The sequence below is a fragment of the Cohnella hongkongensis genome (assembly GCF_042654645.1).
GTDB lineage: Bacteria > Bacillota > Bacilli > Paenibacillales > Paenibacillaceae > Cohnella > Cohnella hongkongensis.
Genome location: NZ_JBHSEP010000034.1, coordinates 1 through 24,428, shown reverse-complemented (window position 1 = coordinate 24,428; position 24,428 = coordinate 1). Strand labels below are relative to the sequence as shown.

The 24,428-nt window shown below is 60.0% G+C and carries 27 protein-coding genes; 9 read left to right on the top strand and 18 right to left on the bottom strand.

Features of this window, described 5'->3' with window-relative positions; genetic code table 11:
* Positions 1-177: 177 nt before the first annotated feature.
* The 4 genes from ccpA to ACFO3S_RS27245 all read right to left on the bottom strand — a co-directional run bounded on the left by ccpA (position 178) and on the right by ACFO3S_RS27245 (position 2,728).
* Complete coding sequence (gene ccpA, locus ACFO3S_RS27260; RefSeq protein WP_378102787.1) at positions 178-1,191, bottom strand: catabolite control protein A; 1,014 nt, start codon at positions 1,189-1,191, stop codon at positions 178-180.
* Positions 1,192-1,321: 130 nt separating this feature from the next.
* Positions 1,322-1,681: a bacillithiol system redox-active protein YtxJ gene (gene ytxJ / locus ACFO3S_RS27255; protein WP_378102784.1), complete on the bottom strand. Its 360-nt coding sequence runs from the start codon at positions 1,679-1,681 to the stop codon at positions 1,322-1,324.
* A gap of 156 nt (positions 1,682-1,837) precedes the next feature.
* Positions 1,838-2,218, bottom strand: coding sequence for a hypothetical protein (locus tag ACFO3S_RS27250; protein WP_378102781.1), 381 nt, complete (start codon positions 2,216-2,218; stop codon positions 1,838-1,840).
* A 96-nt stretch (positions 2,219-2,314) separates the two neighbouring features.
* On the bottom strand, positions 2,315-2,728 hold the full coding sequence (locus ACFO3S_RS27245) for a VanZ family protein (RefSeq protein ID WP_378102779.1): 414 nt from the start codon (positions 2,726-2,728) through the stop codon (positions 2,315-2,317).
* A gap of 115 nt (positions 2,729-2,843) precedes the next feature.
* Here ACFO3S_RS27245 and ACFO3S_RS27240 point away from each other — a divergent pair, with 115 nt between their 5' ends.
* Entirely contained in the window at positions 2,844-3,365 is a 522-nt protein-coding gene (locus tag ACFO3S_RS27240) for a type 1 glutamine amidotransferase domain-containing protein (RefSeq protein WP_378102776.1), read from the top strand.
* Positions 3,366-3,503: 138 nt separating this feature from the next.
* Here the strand turns inward: ACFO3S_RS27240 and ptsP are convergent, their stop codons facing one another.
* The 6 genes from ptsP to ACFO3S_RS27210 all read right to left on the bottom strand — a co-directional run bounded on the left by ptsP (position 3,504) and on the right by ACFO3S_RS27210 (position 9,849).
* Positions 3,504-5,258 (bottom strand): phosphoenolpyruvate--protein phosphotransferase, encoded by a 1,755-nt coding sequence (ptsP, locus tag ACFO3S_RS27235; RefSeq protein ID WP_378102773.1) that lies wholly within the window; start codon positions 5,256-5,258, stop codon positions 3,504-3,506.
* On the bottom strand, positions 5,255-7,141 hold the full coding sequence (locus tag ACFO3S_RS27230; protein WP_378102770.1) for a glucose PTS transporter subunit IIA: 1,887 nt from the start codon (positions 7,139-7,141) through the stop codon (positions 5,255-5,257). The genes ptsP and ACFO3S_RS27230 overlap by 4 nt, the downstream gene beginning before the upstream one ends.
* An 83-nt stretch (positions 7,142-7,224) precedes the next feature.
* Complete coding sequence (locus ACFO3S_RS27225; protein WP_378102767.1) at positions 7,225-7,653, bottom strand: CoA-binding protein; 429 nt, start codon at positions 7,651-7,653, stop codon at positions 7,225-7,227.
* Positions 7,654-7,700: 47 nt separating this feature from the next.
* Positions 7,701-8,993: a 3-phosphoshikimate 1-carboxyvinyltransferase gene (gene aroA, locus ACFO3S_RS27220; protein WP_378102765.1), complete on the bottom strand. Its 1,293-nt coding sequence runs from the start codon at positions 8,991-8,993 to the stop codon at positions 7,701-7,703.
* An 80-nt stretch (positions 8,994-9,073) separates the two neighbouring features.
* Positions 9,074-9,463 carry a fluoride efflux transporter FluC gene (locus ACFO3S_RS27215; RefSeq protein ID WP_378102762.1) on the bottom strand — a complete coding sequence of 130 codons (390 nt, stop codon included), beginning with the start codon at positions 9,461-9,463 and terminating at the stop codon, positions 9,074-9,076.
* A complete protein-coding gene (locus ACFO3S_RS27210) occupies positions 9,460-9,849 on the bottom strand; it encodes a fluoride efflux transporter FluC (RefSeq protein WP_378102759.1) in 390 nt (129 codons plus the stop codon). Before ACFO3S_RS27210 ends, ACFO3S_RS27215 begins: the two co-directional genes overlap by 4 nt.
* A gap of 85 nt (positions 9,850-9,934) precedes the next feature.
* On the opposite strand from ACFO3S_RS27210, the gene ACFO3S_RS27205 reads away from it, so the two are divergent.
* Positions 9,935-10,246, top strand: coding sequence for a rhodanese-like domain-containing protein (locus ACFO3S_RS27205; RefSeq protein ID WP_378102757.1), 312 nt, complete (start codon positions 9,935-9,937; stop codon positions 10,244-10,246).
* On the opposite strand, the gene ACFO3S_RS27200 is transcribed toward ACFO3S_RS27205, so the two are convergent.
* Positions 10,243-10,776, bottom strand: coding sequence for a shikimate kinase (locus tag ACFO3S_RS27200; protein WP_378102755.1), 534 nt, complete (start codon positions 10,774-10,776; stop codon positions 10,243-10,245). The genes ACFO3S_RS27205 and ACFO3S_RS27200 overlap by 4 nt on opposite strands.
* Before the next feature lie 144 nt (positions 10,777-10,920).
* Between ACFO3S_RS27200 and ACFO3S_RS27195 the strand changes: the two genes are divergently transcribed.
* The gene (locus tag ACFO3S_RS27195; RefSeq protein ID WP_378102753.1) at positions 10,921-11,214 is read left to right on the top strand and encodes a hypothetical protein; all 294 of its coding nucleotides are present in this window, start codon (positions 10,921-10,923) and stop codon (positions 11,212-11,214) included.
* Here the strand turns inward: ACFO3S_RS27195 and gndA are convergent.
* The gene (gndA, locus tag ACFO3S_RS27190; RefSeq protein ID WP_378102751.1) at positions 11,211-12,626 is read right to left on the bottom strand and encodes an NADP-dependent phosphogluconate dehydrogenase; all 1,416 of its coding nucleotides are present in this window, start codon (positions 12,624-12,626) and stop codon (positions 11,211-11,213) included. The genes ACFO3S_RS27195 and gndA overlap by 4 nt on opposite strands.
* Before the next feature lie 168 nt (positions 12,627-12,794).
* On the opposite strand from gndA, the gene ACFO3S_RS27185 reads away from it, so the two are divergent.
* Complete coding sequence (locus tag ACFO3S_RS27185) at positions 12,795-13,325, top strand: YceI family protein (protein WP_378102748.1); 531 nt, start codon at positions 12,795-12,797, stop codon at positions 13,323-13,325.
* Between the two features lie 98 nt (positions 13,326-13,423).
* On the opposite strand, the gene ACFO3S_RS27180 is transcribed toward ACFO3S_RS27185, so the two are convergent.
* The 4 genes from ACFO3S_RS27180 to ACFO3S_RS27165 form a co-directional block, all read right to left on the bottom strand.
* Positions 13,424-14,023, bottom strand: coding sequence for a hypothetical protein (locus ACFO3S_RS27180; protein WP_378102745.1), 600 nt, complete (start codon positions 14,021-14,023; stop codon positions 13,424-13,426).
* A gap of 202 nt (positions 14,024-14,225) precedes the next feature.
* Positions 14,226-15,377 (bottom strand): ABC transporter permease, encoded by a 1,152-nt coding sequence (locus ACFO3S_RS27175; protein WP_378102742.1) that lies wholly within the window; start codon positions 15,375-15,377, stop codon positions 14,226-14,228.
* Positions 15,374-16,501, bottom strand: coding sequence for an ABC transporter permease (locus ACFO3S_RS27170; protein ID WP_378102740.1), 1,128 nt, complete (start codon positions 16,499-16,501; stop codon positions 15,374-15,376). Before ACFO3S_RS27170 ends, ACFO3S_RS27175 begins: the two co-directional genes overlap by 4 nt.
* Positions 16,502-16,521: 20 nt before the next feature.
* Positions 16,522-17,466 carry an ABC transporter ATP-binding protein gene (locus ACFO3S_RS27165; RefSeq protein WP_378102738.1) on the bottom strand — a complete coding sequence of 315 codons (945 nt, stop codon included), beginning with the start codon at positions 17,464-17,466 and terminating at the stop codon, positions 16,522-16,524.
* Between the two features lie 160 nt (positions 17,467-17,626).
* Between ACFO3S_RS27165 and ACFO3S_RS27160 the strand changes: the two genes are divergently transcribed.
* Genes ACFO3S_RS27160 through ACFO3S_RS27150 form a run of 3 tightly spaced genes read left to right on the top strand, consistent with a single transcriptional unit; the run spans position 17,627 to position 20,087 of the window.
* Complete coding sequence (locus ACFO3S_RS27160; RefSeq protein ID WP_378102736.1) at positions 17,627-18,790, top strand: sensor histidine kinase; 1,164 nt, start codon at positions 17,627-17,629, stop codon at positions 18,788-18,790.
* Positions 18,787-19,446 (top strand): response regulator, encoded by a 660-nt coding sequence (locus ACFO3S_RS27155; protein WP_378102734.1) that lies wholly within the window; start codon positions 18,787-18,789, stop codon positions 19,444-19,446. The genes ACFO3S_RS27160 and ACFO3S_RS27155 overlap by 4 nt, the downstream gene beginning before the upstream one ends.
* The gene (locus tag ACFO3S_RS27150; RefSeq protein ID WP_378102732.1) at positions 19,443-20,087 is read left to right on the top strand and encodes a YktB family protein; all 645 of its coding nucleotides are present in this window, start codon (positions 19,443-19,445) and stop codon (positions 20,085-20,087) included. Before ACFO3S_RS27155 ends, ACFO3S_RS27150 begins: the two co-directional genes overlap by 4 nt.
* A 192-nt stretch (positions 20,088-20,279) precedes the next feature.
* On the opposite strand, the gene ACFO3S_RS27145 is transcribed toward ACFO3S_RS27150, so the two are convergent.
* Positions 20,280-21,455 carry an MFS transporter gene (locus tag ACFO3S_RS27145; RefSeq protein WP_378102731.1) on the bottom strand — a complete coding sequence of 392 codons (1,176 nt, stop codon included), beginning with the start codon at positions 21,453-21,455 and terminating at the stop codon, positions 20,280-20,282.
* 238 nt (positions 21,456-21,693) lie between these two features.
* Here ACFO3S_RS27145 and ACFO3S_RS27140 point away from each other — a divergent pair, with 238 nt between their 5' ends.
* Both ACFO3S_RS27140 and ACFO3S_RS27135 read left to right on the top strand, forming a co-directional pair.
* A complete protein-coding gene (locus ACFO3S_RS27140) occupies positions 21,694-23,166 on the top strand; it encodes an aminotransferase class I/II-fold pyridoxal phosphate-dependent enzyme (protein ID WP_378102728.1) in 1,473 nt (490 codons plus the stop codon).
* A gap of 133 nt (positions 23,167-23,299) precedes the next feature.
* Complete coding sequence (locus ACFO3S_RS27135; protein WP_378102725.1) at positions 23,300-23,719, top strand: DUF1885 family protein; 420 nt, start codon at positions 23,300-23,302, stop codon at positions 23,717-23,719.
* A 68-nt stretch (positions 23,720-23,787) separates the two neighbouring features.
* Here the strand turns inward: ACFO3S_RS27135 and ACFO3S_RS27130 are convergent, their stop codons facing one another.
* Positions 23,788-24,084 carry a DUF1292 domain-containing protein gene (locus tag ACFO3S_RS27130; RefSeq protein WP_378102722.1) on the bottom strand — a complete coding sequence of 99 codons (297 nt, stop codon included), beginning with the start codon at positions 24,082-24,084 and terminating at the stop codon, positions 23,788-23,790.
* Positions 24,085-24,428: the final 344 nt, after the last annotated feature.

Here is a 24,428-nt window from a genome sequence, read left to right as displayed (position 1 = left end):
GTCCTCCTTGATTCGATGGTGCGGTTGGCAGACCGGCTACCATCTTATCATAAAGGTCAAGGGATTTTTACTCATAGCTATAAGCTTTCCTGAACCCCCAGTCGAACTGGGGGTTTTCTTAGACAAAGAGGCCCTGCGCCGGCATCGTGCCGGGCAGGGCTCCCGTCTTCGCGAACGTCAGCTGCCTTTAGGTGCGGCAACGGAACGGCGCACGATCAATTCGTGAGGAAGCGTGACCGTGGCGTTCTCCACGGCTTCTTTCTTCATCAGCTTCGTCAGCAGCCTCATCGAGACGGCGCCGATATCGTACATCGGCTGGGCGACCGTCGTCAACAGCGGACGCACCATCGACGAGATGCGGCTGTTGTCCACGCTGATGACGGACACGTCGTCGGGAACGCTCAGACCGGCATCCTGAATGCAATGAATCGCGCCGATCGCCATCTCGTCGGTAGCCGAGAAGACGGCCGTCGGACGAACGTCCAGATTCAGGAAATACTGCATCGCTTCGATGCCCGATTCATACTTGTAGTTGCCGACGCGAACGTAGTCCTCGCTAAACTCCAGCCCGGCCTCCTCCATCGCTCGCTTGTAGCCTTGGTAGCGGGCATAGCCGTTCGCCGGATCCTGCAGCGTGCCGCTGATCATCGCGATCGACCGGTGCCCTTCTCCGATCAGCTTCGTCACGGCGTCGAACGCGGCCGCCTCATGGTCGATATCGACGGAAGGAATGACGCCCTTCTCGTCGGTCGTGCCGCACAGCACGATCGGCACGTTCGACGTCTTGAACGCCTGAACATGCTCGTCCGTCACCGCGCCTCCCATGAACAGCAGACCGTCGACCTGCTTCTCCAGCAGCGTGTTAATGACTCGAATTTCTTTGTCCTTCCGCTTATCGGCGTTGCACAGAATGATATTGTAGTGATACATATTGGCAATATCTTCGATGCCCCTGGCGACTTCCGCGAAGTTCGCGTTCGCGATGTCGGGGATGACGACGCCGACCGTCGTCGTCTTCTTGCTCGCCAGACCGCGAGCGACGGCATTCGGCCGATAGCCGAGTCTTTCTATCGCCTCATAAACTTTTTTACGCGTTTGAGGCTTTACATTAGGATTGTTGTTGACGACGCGGGATACCGTCGCCATCGACACGCCTGCTTCCCGTGCCACGTCGTAAATGGTTACCGTCACAATGATTCGCTCCAATGTTCATGACCGCAAACCCGAGGTTTGTCCCATCATGGATTATTAAGGTAATCATACGACAAAACCGTATGTTTAGCAATCTAACATATGGTTTATACCGCGCATGAAGTCGAGATTAGGTGCCGCTTGCCGAAGCTCCGAACTTGTCCGACAGAAAATCGTACGTAATATGCCAATGGGAAGTGTTCCATACCGCTTCTCCGTCCTTCACCAGAATGACCTGGGGAGACGCGTGCTTGACGCCGAGCCGCTCGGCGATCTCGTTGCTGACCGGACGATCCTCGATCACGTGCACGATGGCGTAATCCACCGCTCCCGACCGGTCGTCCTCGATATAGCGCATCGTCTCTTCGTGAGCGCCCGCGCTGACCGAACAGCTCGTGCTGTGCTTGAACACCAGCAGAGGCTTGCTCGACGAGGCTTCCAGAGCGGCGTTCCATTGTTCGAGAGACGTCAATTGCTGCAAGTTTGCCATAGGCTGCTGCCTCCTTGAAAATCGTTATGATTATCGTAGCAGAAAATGGCGCGGCGCGCAAAACGATTCGAATCGAACCGCCTCGAGGCCGGACGACGGCTTCCGCTCATGAAGAAGGGGCGGCTTCGGTGATCCCGAAACCGCCCCTCCTCGGCGCTATGAAACGTATTGGCCGCTCAACTGACTCAGACGCGTATGTATTTCGTTCTTCCAGGCTTCGTCCTCTAACGATGAAGCGATGAGCAGCAGATCGAGCAGCCGATCGATTCTTTCTTCGGCCGCTTTGGCGATCGCCGCGGCTTGCAGCGACTCGGAATCGTTCAGCGCTTGCGACAGAACGCCGGCCCATTCGTGAAGCTGATCGAACGGGATGCTGCCCGGGGAAGGCCTCGCGCCGAGTTGTCCGACCAGCTTGCCGACGTCTTCCTTCACCCCCGGAAACACGTCGTTCCTTCCGCAGCCGGGGCAGTGGTAGACCGGAACGTTGTCGATATGAACTTTTTTCGCGAAAATGACGGTACGAAGATTTAAACTCATCTGTTCTCCGCATAAGCAGCGTTTCAGCAACGGCATTCTCTCCTTAATTACAAAGAGCTACCCGTATAATTCGAGAACCGGCTTGGGTTCTCCTGCTCAGAAGGCGGTGTAATTTCTGGAACGGCGCCTATTTACTAGGCGCCCGATCAGCAGAACGAGCAGGCTGGCCGCCGAGGCCCCGATGCCGTCGTTCAGCAGATCGAGCGGGTCCGGGCTTCGCATCGGAACGAACGACTGGTGCCATTCGTCGGTCAATCCGTACAGAACGCAGATCGCGATGTTGAGCAGGCAGCCTCTCCACGTGAACGACCGCTTGCCCATCCCGTAAGCGATCGTCAGCGCCAGCAGAAAATAAGCGACATAGTGCATCGGATTAAAGTCGGTCAGAAAAGGCAGCCACTTCTGAACCCAGGGCAGCACGCTGTCGAGCTGATCCCCGCTTCGGGACGAAGAAATAAAGATGGCGATCATGCAAAGCAGCGCCGGTACGTATCTCCCTATTCCCTTCATGCGGATCACTCCTCTCTGTTCCCCTTGCGGGAGCGTGAAGGAAGGGGCAAGTTTTGGTACAATGGACAATGGAATTCCGATCCTTAACGTTCTATTCGAATGGAGGTGGGCCGCGATGGCCTCGACGAAAAGAGTCGTATGTTTGCTAGACGAGGAATTTGAAGATTTGGAGCTATGGTATCCCGTCTACCGCGCTCGCGAAGAAGGCGCGGAAGTGCTGTACGCCGGCCCGGAGCAAGGCCGCAAGTATATCGGCAAGTACGGCGTTCCCGCCGTAGCGGATCTCTCTTACGAGGAGCTCGACGCCGACGCGTTCGACGGCTTGCTCGTTCCCGGAGGCTGGGCCCCGGACAAAATCCGCAGAGACGCCCGCGTGCTGGAATTCGTCCGCCGCATGGACGCCGCCGGCAAGCCGATCGGCCAAATCTGCCACGCCGGATGGGTGCTCGTCTCGGCCAAAATCCTTGACGGCAGAACGGTGACCTCGACGCCGGGCATTCGCGACGATATGGAGAACGCCGGCGCGACATGGGTGGACGAAGCGGTCGTCGTCGACCGCAATCTCGTCTCCGCCCGCAGGCCGCCGGATCTTCCGCCGTACGCGAAAGCGTTCTGCGACCTGCTGTTCGGCCGCTGACGCGGCGGGCGCCGCCGGCGCCGACGACTCAAGCCCGTCCGGGCGCCGCAAGCCGGCGCTGCCGGGCGGGCTTTGCTCGCTGTCTGCCGGCTCGCTTCGGGAAGGCTGCGGGCGTCGCGCCCGCAGGCCGCCTCCGGATTACGCGAGCGGATTCGCGCTGCCGGGGGCGAGCGCCGTCTCGGCGTGGAACTGGCGCGCCATCTCCCTCGCTTCATTCGCCGTCCGGCAGCGAAACAGACCGTCGAGCAGCTTGCGGCAGTCCGACGCCTTCGAGCGCAGCAGACGCTCCTTCACCGGCAGAATCGCCTGAGCGGAGAGACTCAGCTCGTCGATGCCGAGCGCCAGCCAGATCGGCAGCGCGTTCACGTCTCCCGCGATCTCTCCGCAGATGTTGACGGGAATGCCGCTCGCCTTGGCCGCTTCCGCTACCGAGCGGATCATGCGCAGAATCGCCGGATGGAAGGGCTCGTACAGATGGTTGATTTTCTCGTTCATCCGGTCGACCGCCAGCGTGAACTGAATCAGATCGTTCGTGCCGATGCTGAAGAACGACACCTCCTCGGCGAGGACGTCGGCGATCGCCACGGCGGCCGGCACCTCGACCATAATGCCTGCCTTGACGTCGGGGCGAAACGGCACCCCCGCCTCCTGAAGCTCGCGCTTCGCTTCGGCCAGCACCTCGTTCGCCGCGCGCACCTCTTCCACGGATGTGATCAGCGGATACATGATCTTCACGTCGCCGTACATCGACGCGCGAAGAATGGCCCGCAGCTGGCTCTTGAACAGATCCTTGCGCTCGAGGCTGAAACGGATCGCCCGAAACCCGAGGAACGGATTGTCCTCCTCCGGCATTTCGTAGTAGTCCAGCTGCTTGTCGCCGCCGATATCGAGCGTGCGGATGACAAGCGTCTCTCCCTTCAGCTTCTGGGCGGCGGTCCGGTACACCTCGAACTGCTCCTCCTCAGAAGGGAAATGCGCCCGGTCCATGTACAGAAACTCCGTGCGGAACAAGCCGACGCCCTGCGCCCCGTTGCCGAGCGCGGCTTCCAGCTCCTTAAGCGAGCTGATGTTGGCCGCCAGCGTGAGCGCCACGCCGTCGAGCGTCACGGAAGGCACCTCGGCCAGCTTGAGCAGCTGCTCCCTCTGCGCGATCAGCCGCTTGCGCATCTCGGTGTAGCGGGCGACCATCTCCGGCGTCGGGTCGACCTGCAGCATGCCGGCCTCTCCGTCGATGATCAGCAGATCACCCGTTCCGATCGGCTTGTTCAGCTTGCCTTCGACCCCCATTACCATCGGAATACCGAACGCCCGAGCCATAATCGCCGAGTGCGACGTCGGACTTCCGACCATCGTCACGATGCCGAGCACGAGCTCCGGCTTCAGGTGGACGAGCTGGGAAGGGGACAGCTCCCTGACGACCAGCACGAAGGGCTGCGTATCCTCCGGCAAGGAAATCTCCGGAGCGCCGAGCAGATGCTTGAGCAGCCGGTTGCCCACATCTTTAATGTCGAGAGCGCGCTCCTTCATGTACTCGTCGTCCAGCAGGTCGAACATCGTGACGAAATGGTCGATCGCTTCCTTGACGGCCACTTCCGCGACCTTGTACTGACGCTGGATGATGCCCTGGATTTCGTTCATGAACACCGGATCTTCGAGAATCGCCAGATGCGCGTCGAAGATGCTCGCCTCCTCGGAGCCGACCGCTTCGTCCAGCTCCGTCTTCATCTGGCTGATCTCCGACTTCGACCGGCGGACCCCCTCGTACAGCCGATCGAACTCTTTGGCCAGATCGGCCACGTCGATTTTCTGATCCGGCAGCTCCCACTCCCAATGCGGCAGCACGAAAGCTTTGCCGATCGCAATTCCCTGCGAAGCCCCCAACGCCTGTATCATTTCTCCGCCCCCTTGATCTCTCTATCGTGCACGACAACCGACATTACGGCGGCCTGACCCTTTTTGACCGCTTTATACGGAGCGAACCTCCACGACTTGACTCTGTCGCTGTTCGTAATTACCATTGGCGTCTCTAACGATTTCGCATGCTGCTTCAGCGTCGGAAGATGGAATTTCAGCAAAGGCTGCCCCGGAGACACCTCGTCCCCCATCTTCACCAGCGCCGTGAAGCCCTTGCCTTCCAGTTGGGAAGTGTTGATGCCGACGTGCAGCAGCACCTCCAGCCCGTCCTTCGTCACGAGGCCGATCGCGTGCAGGGAAGGATGGATATGAATGATCTTGCCCTGCACCGGCGCGACCAGCTCTCCCTTGTCCGGAATGAAGGCGACGCCTCGGCCGACGAGCCGGCCGGAGAAGATCGGATCGTCGACCTCCTCGAGCGGAATCATCCGACCTTGCACGGGGGAATGAAACTGGATCTGCTGCACGTCGGTCTGCATAATCTTGTAGATTTCTTCCCGGATCAGCTCCGAGAACGTGCCGAATACGACCTGCACGTGGCCGCCGCCGAGCCGGATGACGCCCGCCGCGCCGAGATGGCGCAGCGACTGGACGTCGACCTTGCGATCGTCTTCCAGCGTCAGCCTCAGACGGGTAATGCAAGCCTCGAAGCGAATCATGTTCTCCTTGCCGCCGAGCGCCTGCAGGATGAGCGGAGCCCGGTACGGGATGTCTCCGGCCCAATCGTCGAGCCGCGTCGCGTCTTCCCGTCCCGGAGTGGCCAGCTGAAAGCGACGAATGCTCCAGCGGAACAGCACGTAATACAGCAGGCCGGTGGCCGCGCCGATCGGCAGCAGCAGCCAGCCCCGCTGCGCAAGCGGAAGATTCACCAAATATTCGAGCACGCCGGCCGAGAACGCGAAGCCGTGATGGATGTCGAGCTCGTAGACGAGCCACATAATTCCGCCCGACAGCAGCGCGTGAATGAGAAACAGGTAAGGCGCGACGAACAGGAAGGCGAACTCGACCGGCTCGGATATGCCCGTCAGAAACGAGCCGAGAGCGGCCGCGCGGAACTGCTTGCCCGTCTTCGGCTTCAAATCCTCGCGGGCCTCGTGAATGATCGCATAGGCGACCGCCGGCAGGGCGAACATCATCGTCGGGTACAGGCCGGCCATGAAGATGCCGGCGGAAGCGTCTCCTGCGAAGAACCTCGGCAGATCGCCGAAGTAGACCGCCCCGTCCGCTCCTTGATACTCCCCGACCTGAAACCAGAACAGATGATTTAGAATGTGATGAAGGCCGAAGGCGACGAGAATGCGATGGAGAAACCCGTACAGGAACACGCCGAAGCCGCCGGCGGAATAGACGAGGGCGCCCGCCGAAGCGGCCCAGCTTTGCAGCCCTTCCCCCATGCCGATCATCAGCCAGGCGAAGGCCAGCGACAGCGCGCTCATGAACAGCGGCACGAACCGGGAGCCTCCCAGAAACTGCAGAAATTCGGGGAGCCGGAACGATTGGAATCGATCGTGCGCCCATGCGGACGCGATGCCGATGACCGCTCCCGCGAACATCGACGGCTGAACGCCGTTCGGATCGTACGTATGCGTAACGACATGGAAAATAATCATCCCGACGAGCGCTCCCATGCCCGCCGTGGCGGTCTGGTTAGACATCCCGAGCGCGATGCCGATCGCGAACACATAAGGCACGTATTCGAATATCGCCATGCCGGCGGCGTGCAGCAGCTCGGGCGCCTGGGCCCAGCCCAGCGAGTCCCACGGCAGTCGCGCCAGCATCAGAAAGATGGCTGCGGCCGGAAGCACCGTCATCGGCAGCATCATCGCCCGGCCCAGCCTCTGCAGATATCCGATTCCGTACATGCGCCTCCTCCTCCCCGCTACAGTCTCGCGGCGCCGCCGTCAGCCAGGGACGACGGCGCCGCCGTTAGGAGCAGTTCTTCTGCTCAGGATTTTCCGTTCGGAAGCAGGATGGAATCCTCCACCTTGATGCAGCGATCCATGACGACGCGCAGGCCGCCCTCGGCGGCGATCGCTCCCGTCTCCTCGTTCAAGATGCCGAGCTGCAGCCACAGCGTCTTCGCCCCGATCTCGACGGCTTCCTTCGCGATAGGCGGCGTGTGCTCCGGCCGCCGGAAAACGTTAACGATATCGACCGGCTCCGGAACGTCCTTCAAGGAGGCGTAAGCTTTCTCCCCGAGTATGACCGTTGCGTTCGGATTGACCGGAATGATGCGATAACCTTTGCGCTGCATCGCCTCGGACACCATATAGGACGTCTTGGACGGATCGTCGGACAGTCCGACGACGGCAATCGTGGCCGATTGCTCGAGAATGCGCTTGATCTCTTCACGAGACGGGTGAACGTAAGCCATCAAAGCATGCCTCCCTGTTCATTAGCGTATTGGGCGAACGGACTCGGTTAGGATGTCCATTCCACCTGAGCGCCAAGCGACTTCAGGTGGTCGAAATAGATCGGGTACGATTTGGCGACATGGTGAGCGTCCTTGATGCGGATCGGCCGGGCGGAGCGAAGACCGACGATCGTCAGCGCCATAATGACGCGATGATCGTAGTGCGCGTCGATCTCCACACCGCCCTCTACGCCCTCCGGGCGACCGTGGACGATAATCTCGTCCCGCTTCTCCTCGACCCTCGCTCCCGCCTTGCGAAGCTCGGTCAAGTAGTCGGTAATGCGGTCGCATTCCTTATAACGCAAGTTCTCGACGTTATAGAAACGCGAGGTGCCTTCCGCGAACACGGCGGCCGCGACCATCGCCAGCACGCCGTCCGTGAATTCGTCCCCGTCGAACTCGCCTGCGGTGAGCCGTCCGTTCCCCTTCACATGGACGATGCCGCCCTCGTGCGTCAGAGGCACCTTCATCGCCCGCAGCACGTCGACGACCGCCCGTTCGCCCTGCTTGCTGTCTTCCTTCAGCCGATGGACGACGACGTCCGACTCGGTGACCGCCGCCGCAGCCAGAATGGCCGCCGAACCCGGATAATCGCCCTGCACCGTGTACGTCTGCGCCTTGTACTTCTGTCTGCCCGGAACCCGGTAGCGCATCAGATCCTCGGACGCCTCGATGACGATGCCCGCCTGCTCCAGCACTTCCAGCGTCTGCCCGACGACGACCTTCGACTTCAGGTCGTGCAGCACCTCGATCTCGCTGTCTTCGTCCAGCAGCGGGGTCAGGAACAGCAAGGAGCTGAGGAATTGGGAGCTGACGCTGCCCGACACCTGAATTTTGCCGCCTCGCGGGTTCCCGCCCCGAATCGTCATCGGCAGCCGGCCGTTCTGATGCTCGATCCGAACGCCCATGCTCTCCAGCGCGGCGATCAGGTCGTCGTGCGGACGCTTGCCGAGGGAAGCGGGATACGTATTGACGAAATGAACCTCGGGCAGCAGCGCCGCCACGGACATGATGAAGCGAAGCACGGCGCCCGCATTGCCGACGTCCAGCTCTTTCGTCGGCCGGGGACTGCGTCCGAAGCCGGTGATGACGATCTTCTCCTCGTCCTCCTCCACGACGGCGCCCAGGTCCCGGATGCAGCGCCGCATCGCCTCGCCGTCCTCGCTGTGAGCCGGGTACAGAATCGTGCTGGTCCCTTCCGCCAGCGCGGAGACGAGCAGGTAGCGGGTCGTATAATTTTTGGAGGACAGCGCCTGAATTTCGCCGTTCAGTCTGCCTGTCGGGGTTACGATCATATCCATATTCGATAAGCACGCTCCTTTAGAAAGCATTAGTCCTACAGATTTAACGTTCAAGGCGTCTTCGATCGCCTTCGCAGCCATTACTGCCGTCCCACGAAGCAGCCTATGCCGACGCCGGCCGCAGTCAACGCGAAGCCGCCCGCATAGGTCGCGGTCACATACCAGGCAAGCAGAGCTTTCGATCTTCCGCCGCCGCGAAATAACGACGCCTTCTGGACATTCAGGGTGGAATAGGTCGTCAGCCCGCCCAGAAAACCGATTCCGGCCAAAGCGTAAGCCGAAGCCTGCCGTTCCTCCAGACCGATTCCGATCAGCACGCCCATCGCCAGCGATCCCGCGAGGTTCGCGATCAGCGTGCCGAGGACGCTGTGCCTGCCCCGGGCCGTAACCCATCGCCCGATTCCGTAGCGAAGCAGCGTGCCTGCGGCTCCGCCGAGACCGACGACGCAGGCGAGGCCCATTCCGTTCATGTCCGCCTCCCCGTCCCTTTCCTTCCCATGCTCAAGCCGAGAGCGGCCAGCCCCCAGCCCGCCGCGGCGCTGACCGCCGCATAGGCCGCAGCGGCGCCGTAGGCGCGATGCTCGAGCATCGCCCAGAGCTGCCCGTTAAAAGCGCCGAACGTCGTGTACGCCCCGAGAAATCCGGTACCGGCCACATCGCTCGCCCAGGCGGCGGAAGGCTTGCCCGCCAGCCACCCGGTCAAGAGCCCGAGCAGCAGCGAACCCGACAGGTTGACGAACAAGGTCGCCCACGGGAACCCTGCCGGATTCGCCGATCCGGAGAACAGAAGCCCGACTCCGTAGCGGGCAGTCGCCCCCAGAAATCCCGCGATCGCGACTCCGAACGCGATCTTCATGAATATCTACCGCCTATCGTTTGACAGCGCCGTGCGCAGTTTCTTATGATGATGCTATACTCCTTGAAGGAAGGCTGATCCCGCTATGAGTTCCTATAACGAGATATCCGCGGAGGAATTGAAAGCCCGGCTCGACGCCGGAGAAACCCCGCACATGATCGACGTCCGCGAAGAGGAGGAGGTCGCGCAGGGCATGATTTCCGGCGCGCGCCATCTCCCGCTCGGCCAGGTGCCGCAGCAGCTTGATTCGATTCCGAAAAACGAGGAGGTCATCCTCATCTGCCGCAGCGGCGCCCGCAGCGACAGAGCCTGCCAGTACCTCGCTTCGCTCGGCTACTCGGGCGTCACCAATCTGCTGGGCGGAATGCTCGCCTGGAACGAGCTGAACCCGGCTTAAAGCCAGCCCGGGGGCAGCCCCTGAAGCAGCGCCTCGGCCACTTCCTCGGGCGTTCTCGCCGACGTATCCACCTGCGCATGCGCGAAGTCGTAGGCATGTCGCCTCGACTCCAGCAGCTGCGCAACGCGAGCCTCGGCATCGCCTGCCAGCAGCGGTCTCGTTCCCGCCGCGGCGCTCGTCACGCGGCGGATCAGGCTCGCCTTGTCCGCCGTCAGCGCGACGACCCAGCCGCGATCCAGCATCTGCTTCCGGTTGCTCTCGCGCAGCACGGCGCCGCCTCCGGTCGCGACGACGCTTCGTTCTCCGCTCAAGGCATTCTCCACCGCTTGACTCTCCAAGTCCCGGAAAGCCGCCTCTCCGTCCTCGGCGAATATTTGCGGAATCGGCTTGCCCGCAGCCTTCGCGATTTCCTCGTCGGTGTCCAGACACGCCCAACCTAAACGTGCGGACAGCAGCCGGCTGACCGTCGTTTTCCCGGTTCCCATGAAGCCGACAATAATGATGTTGCGGCTGAAGTCGTTGCTGTGCACTGCGCGTTCCTCATTCCTTCTTTTTCATGCTTCAAGTATTATTTTTACTATTTAACATCATAGCATATCGTTTCGAAGGTATAAAACGAAGAGTTTTTCCGTAAGTTTGATAGTGTACAATCCTTCGTGCAAAGGTGATGTTCCTTGAACGATATACGGTCGAAGCCGCCGTCCGAGCAGCCTCTCCGCCGACTGCTCGATCCGTCCTACCCGCTCTGCCGGGAAGACGTTCTATGGGCGCTCGGTTTCATCAAGAAAAAAGTGGCCGACAGAGCCCCCGAATGGTCGGGACTCGATCGGCCACAGCTGCTTGCCCATTTTGCCTGTTTCGCGGACATGGCCTTGCTGCTGCTTTATCGGCGCAGTCCGAGCGGCCCGGAAACCGAATGCTTCCGCACGATGCTAAGCGAGCTGCTCCCCCGCGAACACGAGCGTTAGGATTGGATCCAGTTATGGTGGAAGGTGCCTTCCTTGTCCACCCGCTTAAACGTGTGCGCACCGAAATAGTCGCGCTGCGCTTGAAGCAGGTTGGCCGGCAGGCGCTCCGAACGGTAGCTGTCATAGTATGCGAGCGCGCTGGCGAACGAAGGAACCGGGATGCCGTAAGCGACCGCCGTCGCCACCACTTCGCGCCAAGCCCCCTGATACGCTTCGACGACGCCTTTGAAGTACTCGTCCAGCAGCAGATTGCGCAGCTGCGGATCGCGGTCGTAGGCGTCTTTGATGTTTTGCAGGAAACGCGCGCGGATGATGCAGCCGCCGCGGAAGATCATGGCGATATCCCCGTAGCGCAGGTTCCAGCCGTACTCCTCGGAAGCCGCGCGCATCTGCGCGAAGCCTTGCGCGTAAGAGCAAATCTTGCTGGCGAACAGCGCCTTGCGCACGCTCTCGATGAACGCCGCCTTGTCGCCTTGGAACGGCTTCGTTTGCGGTCCTTTGAGCACCTTGCTCGCGGCGACGCGCTCTTCCTTCATCGCGGAAAGGAAGCGCGAGAACACCGACTCCGTAATGATCGACAGCGGAACGCCGAGATCGAGCGAGCTTTGGCTCGTCCATTTTCCGGTTCCCTTCTGCCCGGCCGCGTCCAGGATGACGTCCACCATCGGCTTGCCGGTCTCGGGATCTTTCTGCGCGAAAATGTCGGTCGTGATTTCGATCAGATAGCTGTCCAGCTCGCCCTTGTTCCACTCGCCGAAAATCTCGTGCAGCTCGTCCGTGGAGACGCCGAGAACGTCCTTCAACAATTGGTAGGCTTCGCAGATCAGCTGCATGTCGCCGTACTCGATGCCGTTATGCACCATTTTGACATAATGGCCGGCGCCGTCCGGCCCGATGTAGGTACAGCACGGATCTCCGTTCACCTTGGCGGAAATGCCGGTCAGAATCGGCTCGACAAGCCGGTAAGCCTCCTCCGGCCCGCCCGGCATGATGGACGGCCCTTTCAGCGCGCCTTCCTCGCCGCCGGAAACGCCAGTCCCGATGAAATGGAAGCCTTGGGCCGTCAATTGCTTGCTGCGCCGCTGGGTGTCCGGGAAGTAGGCGTTTCCGCCGTCGATAATAATATCGCCTTGATCCAGATAAGGCACGAGGGAATCGATCGTCGCATCGGTGCCCGCCCCGGCCTGAACCATGATCAGAATTTTGCGCGGCTTTTCCAGCGCGTTCACGAACTCTTCGACCGAGTATGTACCGACCAGCTTTTTGCCTTTTCCTTCGGTATTCAGAAGATCGTCCGTCTTCTCTCTCGAGCGGTTGTATACGGCGACCGTGAAGCCGCGGCTCTCGATATTAAGCGCCAGATTGCGTCCCATGACGGCCAAGCCGACAACGCCAATGTTAGCTTTCGACATGTTTTTCTTCATCCTTTTAGCAAAAATTTTCACAATATGCTTATTGTACTCTTTTTGACCGGAGATGAAAACCATCATTTGCAAAGCCCGGCTGAGGAAAAAAGTTCTTGCTTTTTCTTGTTACTTATTATTTAATAGTTAATATAAATTATAAAGGATGTGTTGATAATGGCAGCAAGCACCTGGAATCTGGATAAAGCCCACAGCGGCATCACGTTCAGCGTTCGCCATATGATGATCACGAACGTGCGCGGCAGCTTCACCGAATTCGACGCGGTCGTATCGGCCGATCCGTCCGATCTGCCAAGCCTGGAAGCATCGCTGACGATCGACGTGAACAGCATCGACACGAAGGACGAAGGACGCGACGGCCACCTGAAATCCCCGGACTTCTTCAACGCCGAGCAGTATCCGCAAATTTCGTTCAAGAAGACCTCCCTCGTCTCCAAGGGCGGAGAAGACTATGCGCTGACCGGCGACTTGACGATCGCGGGCGTGACGAAATCCGTTACGTTGAACACCGAAATTTCCGGTCCGGCCAAAGATCCGTGGGGCAATACGAAATTCGGCGTCGTCGCGGACGGCACGATCAACCGCTCCGATTTCGGCTTGAGCTGGAACGCCGCGCTCGAGACGGGCGGGTTTCTCGTCGGAGACGCGATCAAAATCCATATCGAGCTGGAGTTCGCGCAAGGCTGATTTCTCCCCTGACGGGACAGAGAAAGCGGAGCTATCCTCATTCACAGGATGCTCCGCTTTTCATCTATAGAGGAGAAATCCGAACGCCTCAGCATCGGTTACAGCTCGAGCTGCAGCATCTCCATCCTCATAACTTTAAGTTTTTCCTTGCTCGCCTCGACGGCTTCCGTCCGCCCGCTCTCTATCGCTTCGTGCAGCACGGCCAGCTCGTAATCGATTTCAAGCCGCAGAACTCCCGCTCGCAGTTCGGCTCTGTTCGACTTGAACGCCTGCACCATGTCTTCCACCGTCACCTGCGGCCGTTTCTGAAAAATAATGCGATGTTCCATGCCGGACACCTCCACGAGTCGGATCATTTCACCGAACATGATATTCTCGATTCTAAGCACCTGACGGTCTTGAAACCTTTTGACGACGGCGTGGCCCCGGGAATCGTTAATCAGCTTCTCGATCCATGAAGCCAGCTTCTCGTCCCGGACCAAATAATTGCCCACCATTTTGTAACGGCCCATCGTTCTCAGAAATTTCAGCTTCAACAGCTTGCGCCCCGTTCGCACCGACACGATAAAGTGATGTTCGCTTTCGTTCCAGTACAGGGAGTAACCGTTCTGAATGAGCTCGCGGATCAGATTCTGGATTTGCCTGCGGTCGAAACGAAGCTCCAGATTGCAGTACTCCACTTCATGATTGCGATTCACGGCCATCCCCTCCTCCTGCCCTGATCGCATGGCTTGAGATGTTGACCGAATTGTCAGAAAATTGTGTCTTAACTCTATCTTATACTCCATCTTATGATCTGGCAACTTGGTTTCTTGACTATTTTGCTTCCTATTTTTCGAAAAAGACGGGCTGCCCCCGCTCGTCGCGGCCGGACAGCCCGTCTCCCGATTTCTTGTTCCGTTATCGTCGAGCCGGGCGCAGCACGTAAGAACCGAAGGCAAGCAGCACCGCCGCGAACAGAGCCAGCACGCCGAGCTGAAGGCCGATTCCGCTTAGCGTTTCTCCGCCGGACGCCTGCTCGAGCGCCGAGATCGCCCACCTCTGCGGCGTGAAATTCGCCAGCTTCTGCATGAAGCCCGGCATCATCGTGACCGGCCAGAAGCAGCCTCCGAGCATGCAGGTCGGAATGACGACCAGATTGTTGATGCTGCCGAGCACCGCGCTGTTCTTCACGAGCGAAGCCGTCGCCGTGGACATGCCGACCGCCGCCAGCAGGAAGCATTCCATGACGACCGCCTCCACGGCGAAAGGAACGCCCAGGTCGAAGCCGATGACGAAGCGGGTCAGAAGAAGAATGAGCATCAGCTGCGCCGTTCCGAGCGCGAAGCAGCCCAGGAAGTTGCCCAGCGCGATCTCCCAGGCCCGGACCGGCGCGGTGTACATTCTGGCCATCGTCCGGTTGTTCCGATCCTCAATCACGCCGAGAATCGACTGGTTCGTCAGCATCATGACGAAGACGAGCGTTAAGCCGACGACGAGCACATACGCATTGCTTGCCTTATGCACGACCTGCTCCCGTTCGACGCGCAGACCGGCCTGCTGCTGCCGCTCCAGCAGCGCGCGCACGAGCCGCTCGCGCTCCCCCGGTCCGCCCTCCCCCGCGGCGGCCAGCGCGACGGCGCCGGCCAGCCGATCCGCCGTCTGCGACAGCGTCAGTCCGAGAGCCGCGTTCCACGGCCGTTCGTTCTGACGGATGAGCTGGACCGGGGCCTCTTCTCCCTTCAGCAGCTTCTCGGTAAAGCCCGGAGGAATGTAGACGAGCGCCCCCCATTCGCCATCGTACACCTTGCTCTTAAGCGGCTCCGGATCGGCTGCGGGATTCAGCTCCCGCACATCGAAGCCGTCCGCGTAAACCGATGCCGCCATCGGCTCGCTCAGCCAACCGCCGTCCGCGTTCAGCAGGGCGACGGGAACCCGTTCGTCGGACGATCTGCCGAACAGGCCGACGATGCCCGATATGACCAGAATCGACAGCAGAAACGGCAGCAGCGCTCCTTTGCGGTTGCCCAGCGCCCTGCGAATGTGAAGCCGGGCTATGATGAGGCTGTTCAAGATAACGACACCGCCTTTCGGAATCGAAGCATTGCCGAAGTTACAACAGCCGCCGCGATCGCGCCCAGTATGAGCGCCTCCCGCCAGCTGTCGCTCAGCGGCGCGCCGGCCATCGTCCCGCGAAGCACCTCGTTGGCCCAATGGTTCAGCGTGTACTTGCCCGCTTCCCGCATGGCCGGACCGAGATCGGCGATCATGCCTCCGCTCAGGAAGGTCATCACGGTAATCGCCAGACTGAAGATCGACTCGATCGCCCTGCGGCTGCGGACGAAGGAGCAGACGACGATGGCGAAGCCGATCGTCGACGCTGACACGAGCGCGCAGACGAGCGCGATCACGCCGTAGCCGCCCCCCCAGTCGACGCCGTACACCGTCTCTGTAAAGCCGACGATGACGGCGGCCTGCAGAATGGCAAACAGCGCGGAGCCGATCATCTTCCCGAACAGCAATACGCCGAGCGGCGCCGGCATCGCATAGAGGCGCAGTAGCGTTCCGTTCTCCCGCTCCTCGGTCAGGCTGACGGCGGCCGACATGCCGGCATACATGAGAAACATGATCAGATAAGCGACGGAATAATACTGCACGGCGGAAAAACGATCGAAGTCCGTGCTGTTCCGGGCGACCAAGGTGCCGATCTCGATCCGCTCGGCGGCGGGGACGGCGGACAGAAGCTCCGCCGTTCGCTCTTCGTCCAGATGCGGCAGGACGGACGCCGCCGCCAGACGGAGGTTCACATCCGCGACGAAGCGGTCCAGGACGGATTCGGCGACCAGATTGCGCTCCGTAAACGGCCCCGGATAATAACGGATTCCGGCATCCGTGAGCGCGAAGCCGTAATCCGCCTGTCCCGTGCGAACGTCCTCGCGAACTTCTTCGTCGCCGCCGCGAAGGTGCGCGCGAACGAAATCGGCCAACACAGGCGACGTCAAGTAGCGCTCAGCCGAATCGCCCAGCGGTTCGCGTCCGGCGGCGCCGGACAGCGCAACGGGCTTCCGCTCGCTTTCCAGCGCGTTGCCTAGCAAAAAGATGAGCAGAAGCGGCAGTCCCAGCAGCATGACGACGACGGTGCGAATCCGGCACAGCCGCAGCGCTTCATTCCAGGCCACCCATAATGCCAGTCTCATCAACAAATCCCCCCTTCCCGCTACGCCTTATCGCGCAGCGTCCGGCCCGTCAGCGCCAGAAACAGACTTTCCAGATCCGGCTCCACCCGGGTCAGCTTCTGCAGCTTCAGCTCGTGCTTGGTCAGAATAAACAAAATGTCCTGCAAATAAGCTTGCGATTGCTGCAGCACCAGCTCCAGCTGCGAGCCCTCCCGACGCAGGAAGGTCGTCACCCGGGGATGGCTGCGAATTTCGTCCGCCGCTTCGTCGGTCATCCGGTTCGTCTCGAGCAGCAGCCGCTCCTCCAAGCCAGCTTGCCGGATCAGCTCCTCCTTCGTTCCGTGCGCCACCAGCTTGCCCTGATCCATAATGCCGACCCGGGTGCTGATCGCTTCGACCTCCTCCATATAATGGCTCGTATAGATGACGGTCGACCCCATCGCGTTCAGCTTTTTAACCGACTCCAAAATATGGTTCCGCGACTGGGGATCGATGCCGACGGTCGGCTCGTCCATCACGATCAGCTTCGGACGGTGTACGATCGCGCAGGCGATATTCAGCCTCCGCTTCATCCCTCCGGAGAACGTGGCCGGCCTGTCCTTGGCGAACTCCTGCAGGCCGGCGAACGAGAGCGCCTCCTCCACCCGCTCCTTCAACAGGCTGCCGCGAAGACCGTACAGCCTGCCGAAAAAGGCGATGTTCTCCCTGGCCGACAGCTGCTCGTAGATGGCCAGCTCCTGCGGGACCAGACCGATTCTGCGCTTCGTCTCCAGCGGCCGCTTCGCAACGGAATAGCCGTCGAGCGCAATTTCGCCGGCGTCGGACGGAAGAAGACCCGAAAGCAGATGAATCGTCGTGCTCTTCCCCGCTCCGTTGGGACCCAGCAAGCCGAAAATTTCTCCCTCTGCAATCTCCAGATTCAAATGATTCACGCTGACTTTCGTATCGTATTTTTTGACGACACCCTTGAATGTCACGAACGTCATATCGGCTTCCCCTCTCCTGTCGTTGATCTCATTATAGGGGATCGGGCATTCGGCGAAAGGTATCGAGAGTCATCGTTTTTTGATTCTTCGGGGTGACAAAAGTCATTTCTCGAGTGCTATAATGGAATTCATTCAAGCCCTTCCCGGAAGGAGTTTCCCCATGAGGCTGCCCCTTGTCTGGCTTCAGCATCTGCTGATTGCCGTATCCGGGATCGCCACCCTGTACGTAGCGGACATCCCTTCAGTCGGGAAATACGTCGCCTGCATCCTGACGGCGCTGCTGATCTCCAGATTGCTGCTGTTCGCCCGCAAGTTCGCAATGGCGCTTCTTCCGCTCGGGATGGCCGCCTTCGGCTGGCTCTTCCACGAATACGGAGGTCTGCTATATTTTCTCCAATATTCCCTGCTCGTCTCCGCCGCGCTCAGTCTGGACAAGCCCGCACAGCTCGGTCTGACCGCCGCGCTGTCCGCAGCGATTCTGAACGCCGGCGCGCCGGACCTTCCGGCCGAGACGATCTGGACGATGAACGTCGGGTGGCTGGCCGTCGCGCTCCTCGTCGGCGCCGTCTGGCTTCAGAAAGCCCGAATGACTCGACTGGATCGGCTCGTGGAGACGCTCGAGGGCGGCCAGGATCAGCTGGAGCAGGAGCGCGCCCGCGTCTTGGAGTATGCGAGGAAGGTGGAGGACTACGCGCAGGCGCAGGAACGCAGCCGAATCGCGGCCGAGCTGCACGACGATCTGGGCCATCGGCTTATTCGGCTCAAAATGATGACGGAAGCCGCGCTTCAACTGCTCGAACGCCATCCCGCCCAGGCGACCGCACTGATCGAGCAGGTGCGCGGCCAATTGGAAGAGAGCATGAACAATATGAGATACACGGTTCGCAAGCTGCAGCCGGCCGGGGCCGAGAGCTCCAGAAGGTATGCGCTGCACCGTCTGATCGAGGACGCGGCGAGAGATTTGCAGATCGAGGCTTCTTTCTCCGTAACCGGCCATCCGTTCCCGCTCTATCCTAGTCTGGAGTTCGCGCTGTACCGGAACGTCCAGGAAGCGATCACGAACGCGGTGCGCCACGGCGGCGCTACCCGAGTGGAGGTCGCTCTTGAATTTAGGGCGGACAGCATCGCCATGCACGTCTCCAACAACGGAGCTGCTCCTCCCGACCGCATCGCGTTCGGCATGGGGCTTAAAGGCATGCAGGACCGGCTGGCGGTGGTCGGCGGACAGCTTCGCGTCGCGACGGAGCCCCGGTTCGTTCTCTCGACGATCGTGCCGCATTCGCAGCCGCCCGGCCCCCGCCCGGAAAGGAGAGAGGAGTCATGATTCACCTGGTCATCGTCGACGATGACCCGTTCATTCGGGAAAGTCTGAAGCTGATTCTCGATCTGGACCCGGAGCTTACGGTCATCGGCGCGTGCGGAGACGGAGAGGAAGGCTATCGATTCGTTCGCGACCATCCGGAGACGGACGTCGTGCTGATGGACATTCGCATGCCGGTTTGCGACGGAGTCGAGGGCACGCGCAAGCTGAAGACGCTCGACAAGCCGCCGGCGGTGCTCATATTGACGACGTTCGACGACGACGATTACATCGTGCGGGCGATCCGCAACGGAGCGAACGGCTATCTGCTCAAGAACGTTCCGCCTGCCCGGATCGTCTCCGGCATCAAATCGGTCGTCGAGGGCAATCATCTGATTCATCCGGATATCGCCCGCAAGCTGGCCGGCCTGCTGGACCAGCGGGACGCTCGGGAGACCGGCTCCGCAGCGGGCAAGCGGCTGGCGGACACCGGGTTGACTCCCGCGGAGCAGGAGATCGTCCGGCATATCGCGGACGGCAAGTCGAACAAGGAAATCGCCGGCGCGACGTTCCTCAGCGAAGGCACGGTCAAAAACTATATTTCGGAAATACTAGGCAAGCTGGGTCTTCGGGACCGGACGCAAATCGCTATTTTTTATTTAAAGGAGATTAAGGAATGAGCATACAGGCGACGAAGCCCTTCGCAGGCTTCGAGGAACGGGATTTTAACGTGTTCGAGATTGAGGGGCTGGAGGGCCGGATGGAGGCGCTGATCGACCGGGTTCGGCCGAAGTTTGATCAGTTGGGTGAGCAGTTGGCTCCGTTCCTGGGAGCCGCATGCGGCGAGGAGATGTTTACGCATGTCGCCAAGCACGCCAGAAGAACGGTAAATCCGCCGAACGACTCGTGGGTCGCGTTCGCGCGCAACAAGAAGGGCTATAAAGCTCACCCCCACTTTCAGGTCGGGCTATGGTCGACGCACGTCTTTGTCCAGTTCGCCGTCATCTACGAATGTCCGAGCAAGGACGCTTTCGCCGAGCGCGCGCTGACCGAGCTGAAGTCGGTGCGCCGCTCGATTCCTTCGCATTACGTCTGGTCGAAGGACCATATGATGCCGACGGGGCTCGTCCATGGCGAGCTGTCGGACGAGGCGCTGAAGGAGCTGTTCGTGCGGCTGCAGACGGTCAAAGCCGCCGAGCTCACCTGCGGCGTCCACATTCGGCGCGGAGACCCGCTGCTCGCCGACGGAGAAGCGTTCGTTCGGCTGGCCGAGGACACGTTCCGCACGCTGCTGCCGCTGTACCGCATGGCTTTGGTTTAGCTGGGCCAAGAAAGTGCCTTAACGTCCAGCTCTCCGACGAGCCGAACGCGAGCGGCAGCATCGCGCCGACGGTGGCGATCGCCGTCCACAGAATCGGGCGCATACGCGTGCCGGCCGCTATCCAAAACAAATAAGCCGAAGGCGAGCGCCTTCGGCAGAGATCAAAACGATGTTGGGAGAGGCCATTCGGCGTTACGCGTGCGCTCTCTGCTGGCGGTCCTGGCTGCGGTACTGCGCGAGCAGGCCAAGCGCGGCGATCGAGAGAATGCCGGACACGACGAACGGCAGCCAGTCGGCCGCCCAGAGCAGAGCAGCCCCCAGCGCCGGGCCGATGATCCGTCCCAGGCTGTCCATGGAAGAGCTGAGACCGGAGGCGACGCCTTGTCCGACCGTCGTTTTCTGCGTGATGAGCGACGTGACGCACGGCTTGATCAGCGAATTCCCGATGCCGAATACGCACAGGTACACCGTTGCCATTACCCAGCTGGCGGCCGTGAGCAGCAGGAAAAATCCGGCTGCGGATATGAGCAGGCCGAGCGCGATATAACGGCCTTCCTGGCCGACCTTCACGCGCCTGCGAACGACTCCGCCCTGAACGACCGCCCCGGCCAGTCCGCAGAAGAAAAACATCATCCCGACCTGCAGAGGAGTGACCCCGAACTTCTTCATGCCGTACAACTGCAGCGTCGCTTCCAGAATCGCCAGCGAGAACGTCACGAAGAACGCCAGCACGTACAAGTATTTAAGCGGTCCCTGGAATGCAGTCCAGCGCGATACCTTCTTGCTGCGGTCCCGGGACGCGCGCTTCTCCGGAGGCAGCGATTCGGACAGGCGGAACCAGGCCGCGACGAAAACGATCAGGGAAAGCGCGGACGCCGCATAGAACGGCGTATGCAGCGTAATCTCGCTCAGCAAGCCTCCGAAGCCCGGTCCGAACGTAAATCCGAGTCCGATGCTCATGCCGACGACGGCCATACCTTTCGTCCGCTCCTGCTCTGTCGTAATATCCGCGACGTAGGCCACGATGCAGGATACGACCGCGCCGGAGAACAGCCCGCCAAGCACGCGGGACGCATACATCATCCACAGATGATCCTCGGACAAGCCGAACAGCAGGAAGCTGATCGCGAACCCGATCACTCCCGTCATAATGACCGGACGGCGGCCGATTCTCTCGGACAGGCCGCCCCAGAGCGGGCTAAGCAGGAACGACATGAGCGAATAGACGGCAAGCATCGCTCCCGTGTGCCAGTTGGCGGACTGCTCGCTGGCCTCCGTCACAAGCTCGGGTAGAACCGGAATAATGATGCCGAACCCGATAAAAATCGTAAAGAGCATCAGCCCTACGATTGCCAATTTGCTTTTCACGCGCATTTTCTCTCCTCTTGTTGTGCGATAAATAAAATAACGTGCCGAAATCTATCTTCTACTGATGGTAGCATATAAATCCATGCAGTTCCAAATTGCAACCGTTGACGTTTTGGTGACAACGTCCGCCTCCCGGAAACGGCAGTTGATTTCCCCCTCATTTTTGTTATACTCATGCTGTTTGGACCATCGATTACGTCGATTTCCGGCACCTCTCCAGAAAGGCAGGGAACTTCTATTGGATCATCACCGCACTCCGCTATTCGACGCGCTGCGTTCCCATGCAAGGCAAAATCCGGTGCAATTCCATATCCCGGGACATAAGAAAGGCTCGGGAATGGATCCCGAGTATCGCGACTATATCGGACAGAACGTGCTCGACATCGACTTGATCAATATCGCCCCGCTGGACGATCTTCATCAGCCGACGGGCGTCATTCTGGAAGCGCAGCAGCTCGCCGCCGACGCATTCGGCGCGGATGCGACGTACTTCTCCGTGCAAGGAACGAGTACGGCTATTATGACGATGATACTGGCGGTGTGCGGCACCGGCGACAAAATCATCGTCCCCCGCAACGTGCACAAATCCGTGCTGTCGGCGATCATCTTCGCGGGCGCGCGTCCCGTCTTCCTGTCTCCCGTCCGGGACACGAACCTCGGGATCGATCACGGCGTCTCGACCCGCTCGGTCCGCCGGGCGCTGGAGCGTCACCCGGACGCCTCCGCCCTGCTCGTCATCAATCCGACCTACTACGGGGTGTGCGCAAATCTGAAGGAAATCGTGGATCTCGCCCACGAATACGACATTCCGGTGCTCGTCGACGAAGCGCACGGCGCGTTGATTCACTTCTCCGACGAGCTGCCGATGTCGGCTATGCAGGCCGGAGCCGACATGGCCGCAACGAGCGTCCATAAGCTGGGCGGCTCCATGACGCAAAGCTCGATCCTGAACCTTCGCAAAGGGCTCGTCAACCCGCTTCGCGTGCAGACGATTCTCAGCCTGCTTACGACGACGTCAACCTCGTATCCGCTGCTGGCGTCGCTCGATACGGCGCGGAGACAGCTGGCGATCCGCGGCCGGGAGCTGGCCGAACGGACGCTGCGGCTCGCCCGCTTGGGCCGGGAAGAGATCAACCGCATCCCCGGGCTGTACTGCTTCGGGGACGAGCTGCTTGGCGAGGAGGCGACGTACGATTACGATCCGACGAAGCTGACCGTTCACGTACGGCATCTGGGCATTACCGGTTACGACGCGGAAAATTGGCTGCGCGAGCATTACAAGCTCGAAGTCGAGCTCAGCGACATGTACAACATTCTGTGTCTGATCACCCCCGGAGACGACGAGGCGTCGATCGGCATTCTGATCGAAGCGCTTCGGGCGTTGTCGGAGGCCTACTACGCGAAATCGAAAGAAATCGCCGAGGTCGACGTCGTGATCCCGGAAATTCCCCATCTCGCGCTGACGCCCAGAGACGCTTTTTACGGGGAAACCGAGCGGGTTCCGTTTAAGGAATCGGCGGGCCGTATCATCGCCGAATTTATTTACGTGTACCCGCCGGGCATTCCGATTCTGCTGCCCGGAGAAGTCATCTCGCAGGATAACATCGACTATATCGTCGATCATCTGGAGGTCGGCTTGCCGGTGAAAGGGCCGGAGGACCGTTCCGTTACGCACGTTAAGGTCATCATGGAAGAAACGGCTATATTCTAGAAAATGAAAACCGTAGATAAGTCCAAGCCCGCCGTCTGTGCGCGATCCGCGTTCGCCGGCGGGCTTGCGCCGCATCTGGGACCCGTTGCCAACGAAAGCGGGAAATGCTATCATGGGCGTGGGGGTGGAACCGATGAGTCAAAGCGCTTACATCTCGCTTGTGCAGGGCTCGACTTTATCCGACATCGACCTTGCTGGCGTTCAGGAACAGCTGCAGCGTTACCGGGAGCAAGTGGAGTTAACAGGCAAGCAGTTGGGATGGGATTATGCGGGTTCGGCATTTCCCTACAGCATCGAGCAGAAGCCCGAAGCCGAAGGCCGCTGGTTCTATTTGAAAGGCAAGACCCCTCAGTACCGCTATATCGTGATTGGAACAGGCGTTCGCGAGAGCGAAGGCGAGTCTGTCCCTTGCATTCAGTTCGTCCTGCCGAACGACTCCACTCACGGAGACAAGTCCAAGGCCAACGAATTGTGCAAGTGGATTGGCAAGCAATTGCAGGCGGAGGTTCTGATGTTTAACGGAAGAACGATTTATTATAACCCTCGAAAATAAGATAAGGCGGACCCTCCTTCTTCGGCGAAGGAAGGTCCGCCTTATCTCTTCGTTCAAGGGGTCTCGGCTTAAGCTTGCCCGTTCTCTTGCGCGGCCAGCTCCTCGTAAGCCTTCATGACCGTTTCCCATTCCTTGTCGTCTTCGATGTTCACGAGAACCTCGTCCTCGCCATCCTCTTCGACGCGGAATATCACGCCGTCATCCTCCGGATCGTTGCGGTCCAACAATACGGCATATACGCGATCGTTAATTTCAAAAGTGTACACGAGCACCATCTCGTGTTCGTTGCCCTCTTCATCCGTTACGATAAACACGGCCTCATCGTGGTCATGTTCGCAATTCTCGTCATGGACATGATCGCTCATACCGAGCCTCCGTTCAATCGGTTGTTTTATCCTACCCACGTATCGTATCACTTCCGCCTACGAGGGTCAAACCCAGGCCTAAACGGCTTACGCCGCCCTAGGGATCGGCGGGATCACGTTGATGTCGGAGAGAATTCGGAGCAGGATAGCACATTTGAAATTTTTCCGAATCACGGATCGGATAGGAGGCTACCCATTAATTGAGTAGCCGACCTTCCAGTCGAGTAGCCCGAAGGAGTTTCACCTTCAGGCTCTCACAGAACCGTACGTGAACCTCTCGATTCATACGGCTCTTATCATTCGGCCAGTTACGGTACCATTCCAAGAACCCAGTGTGGAAACAT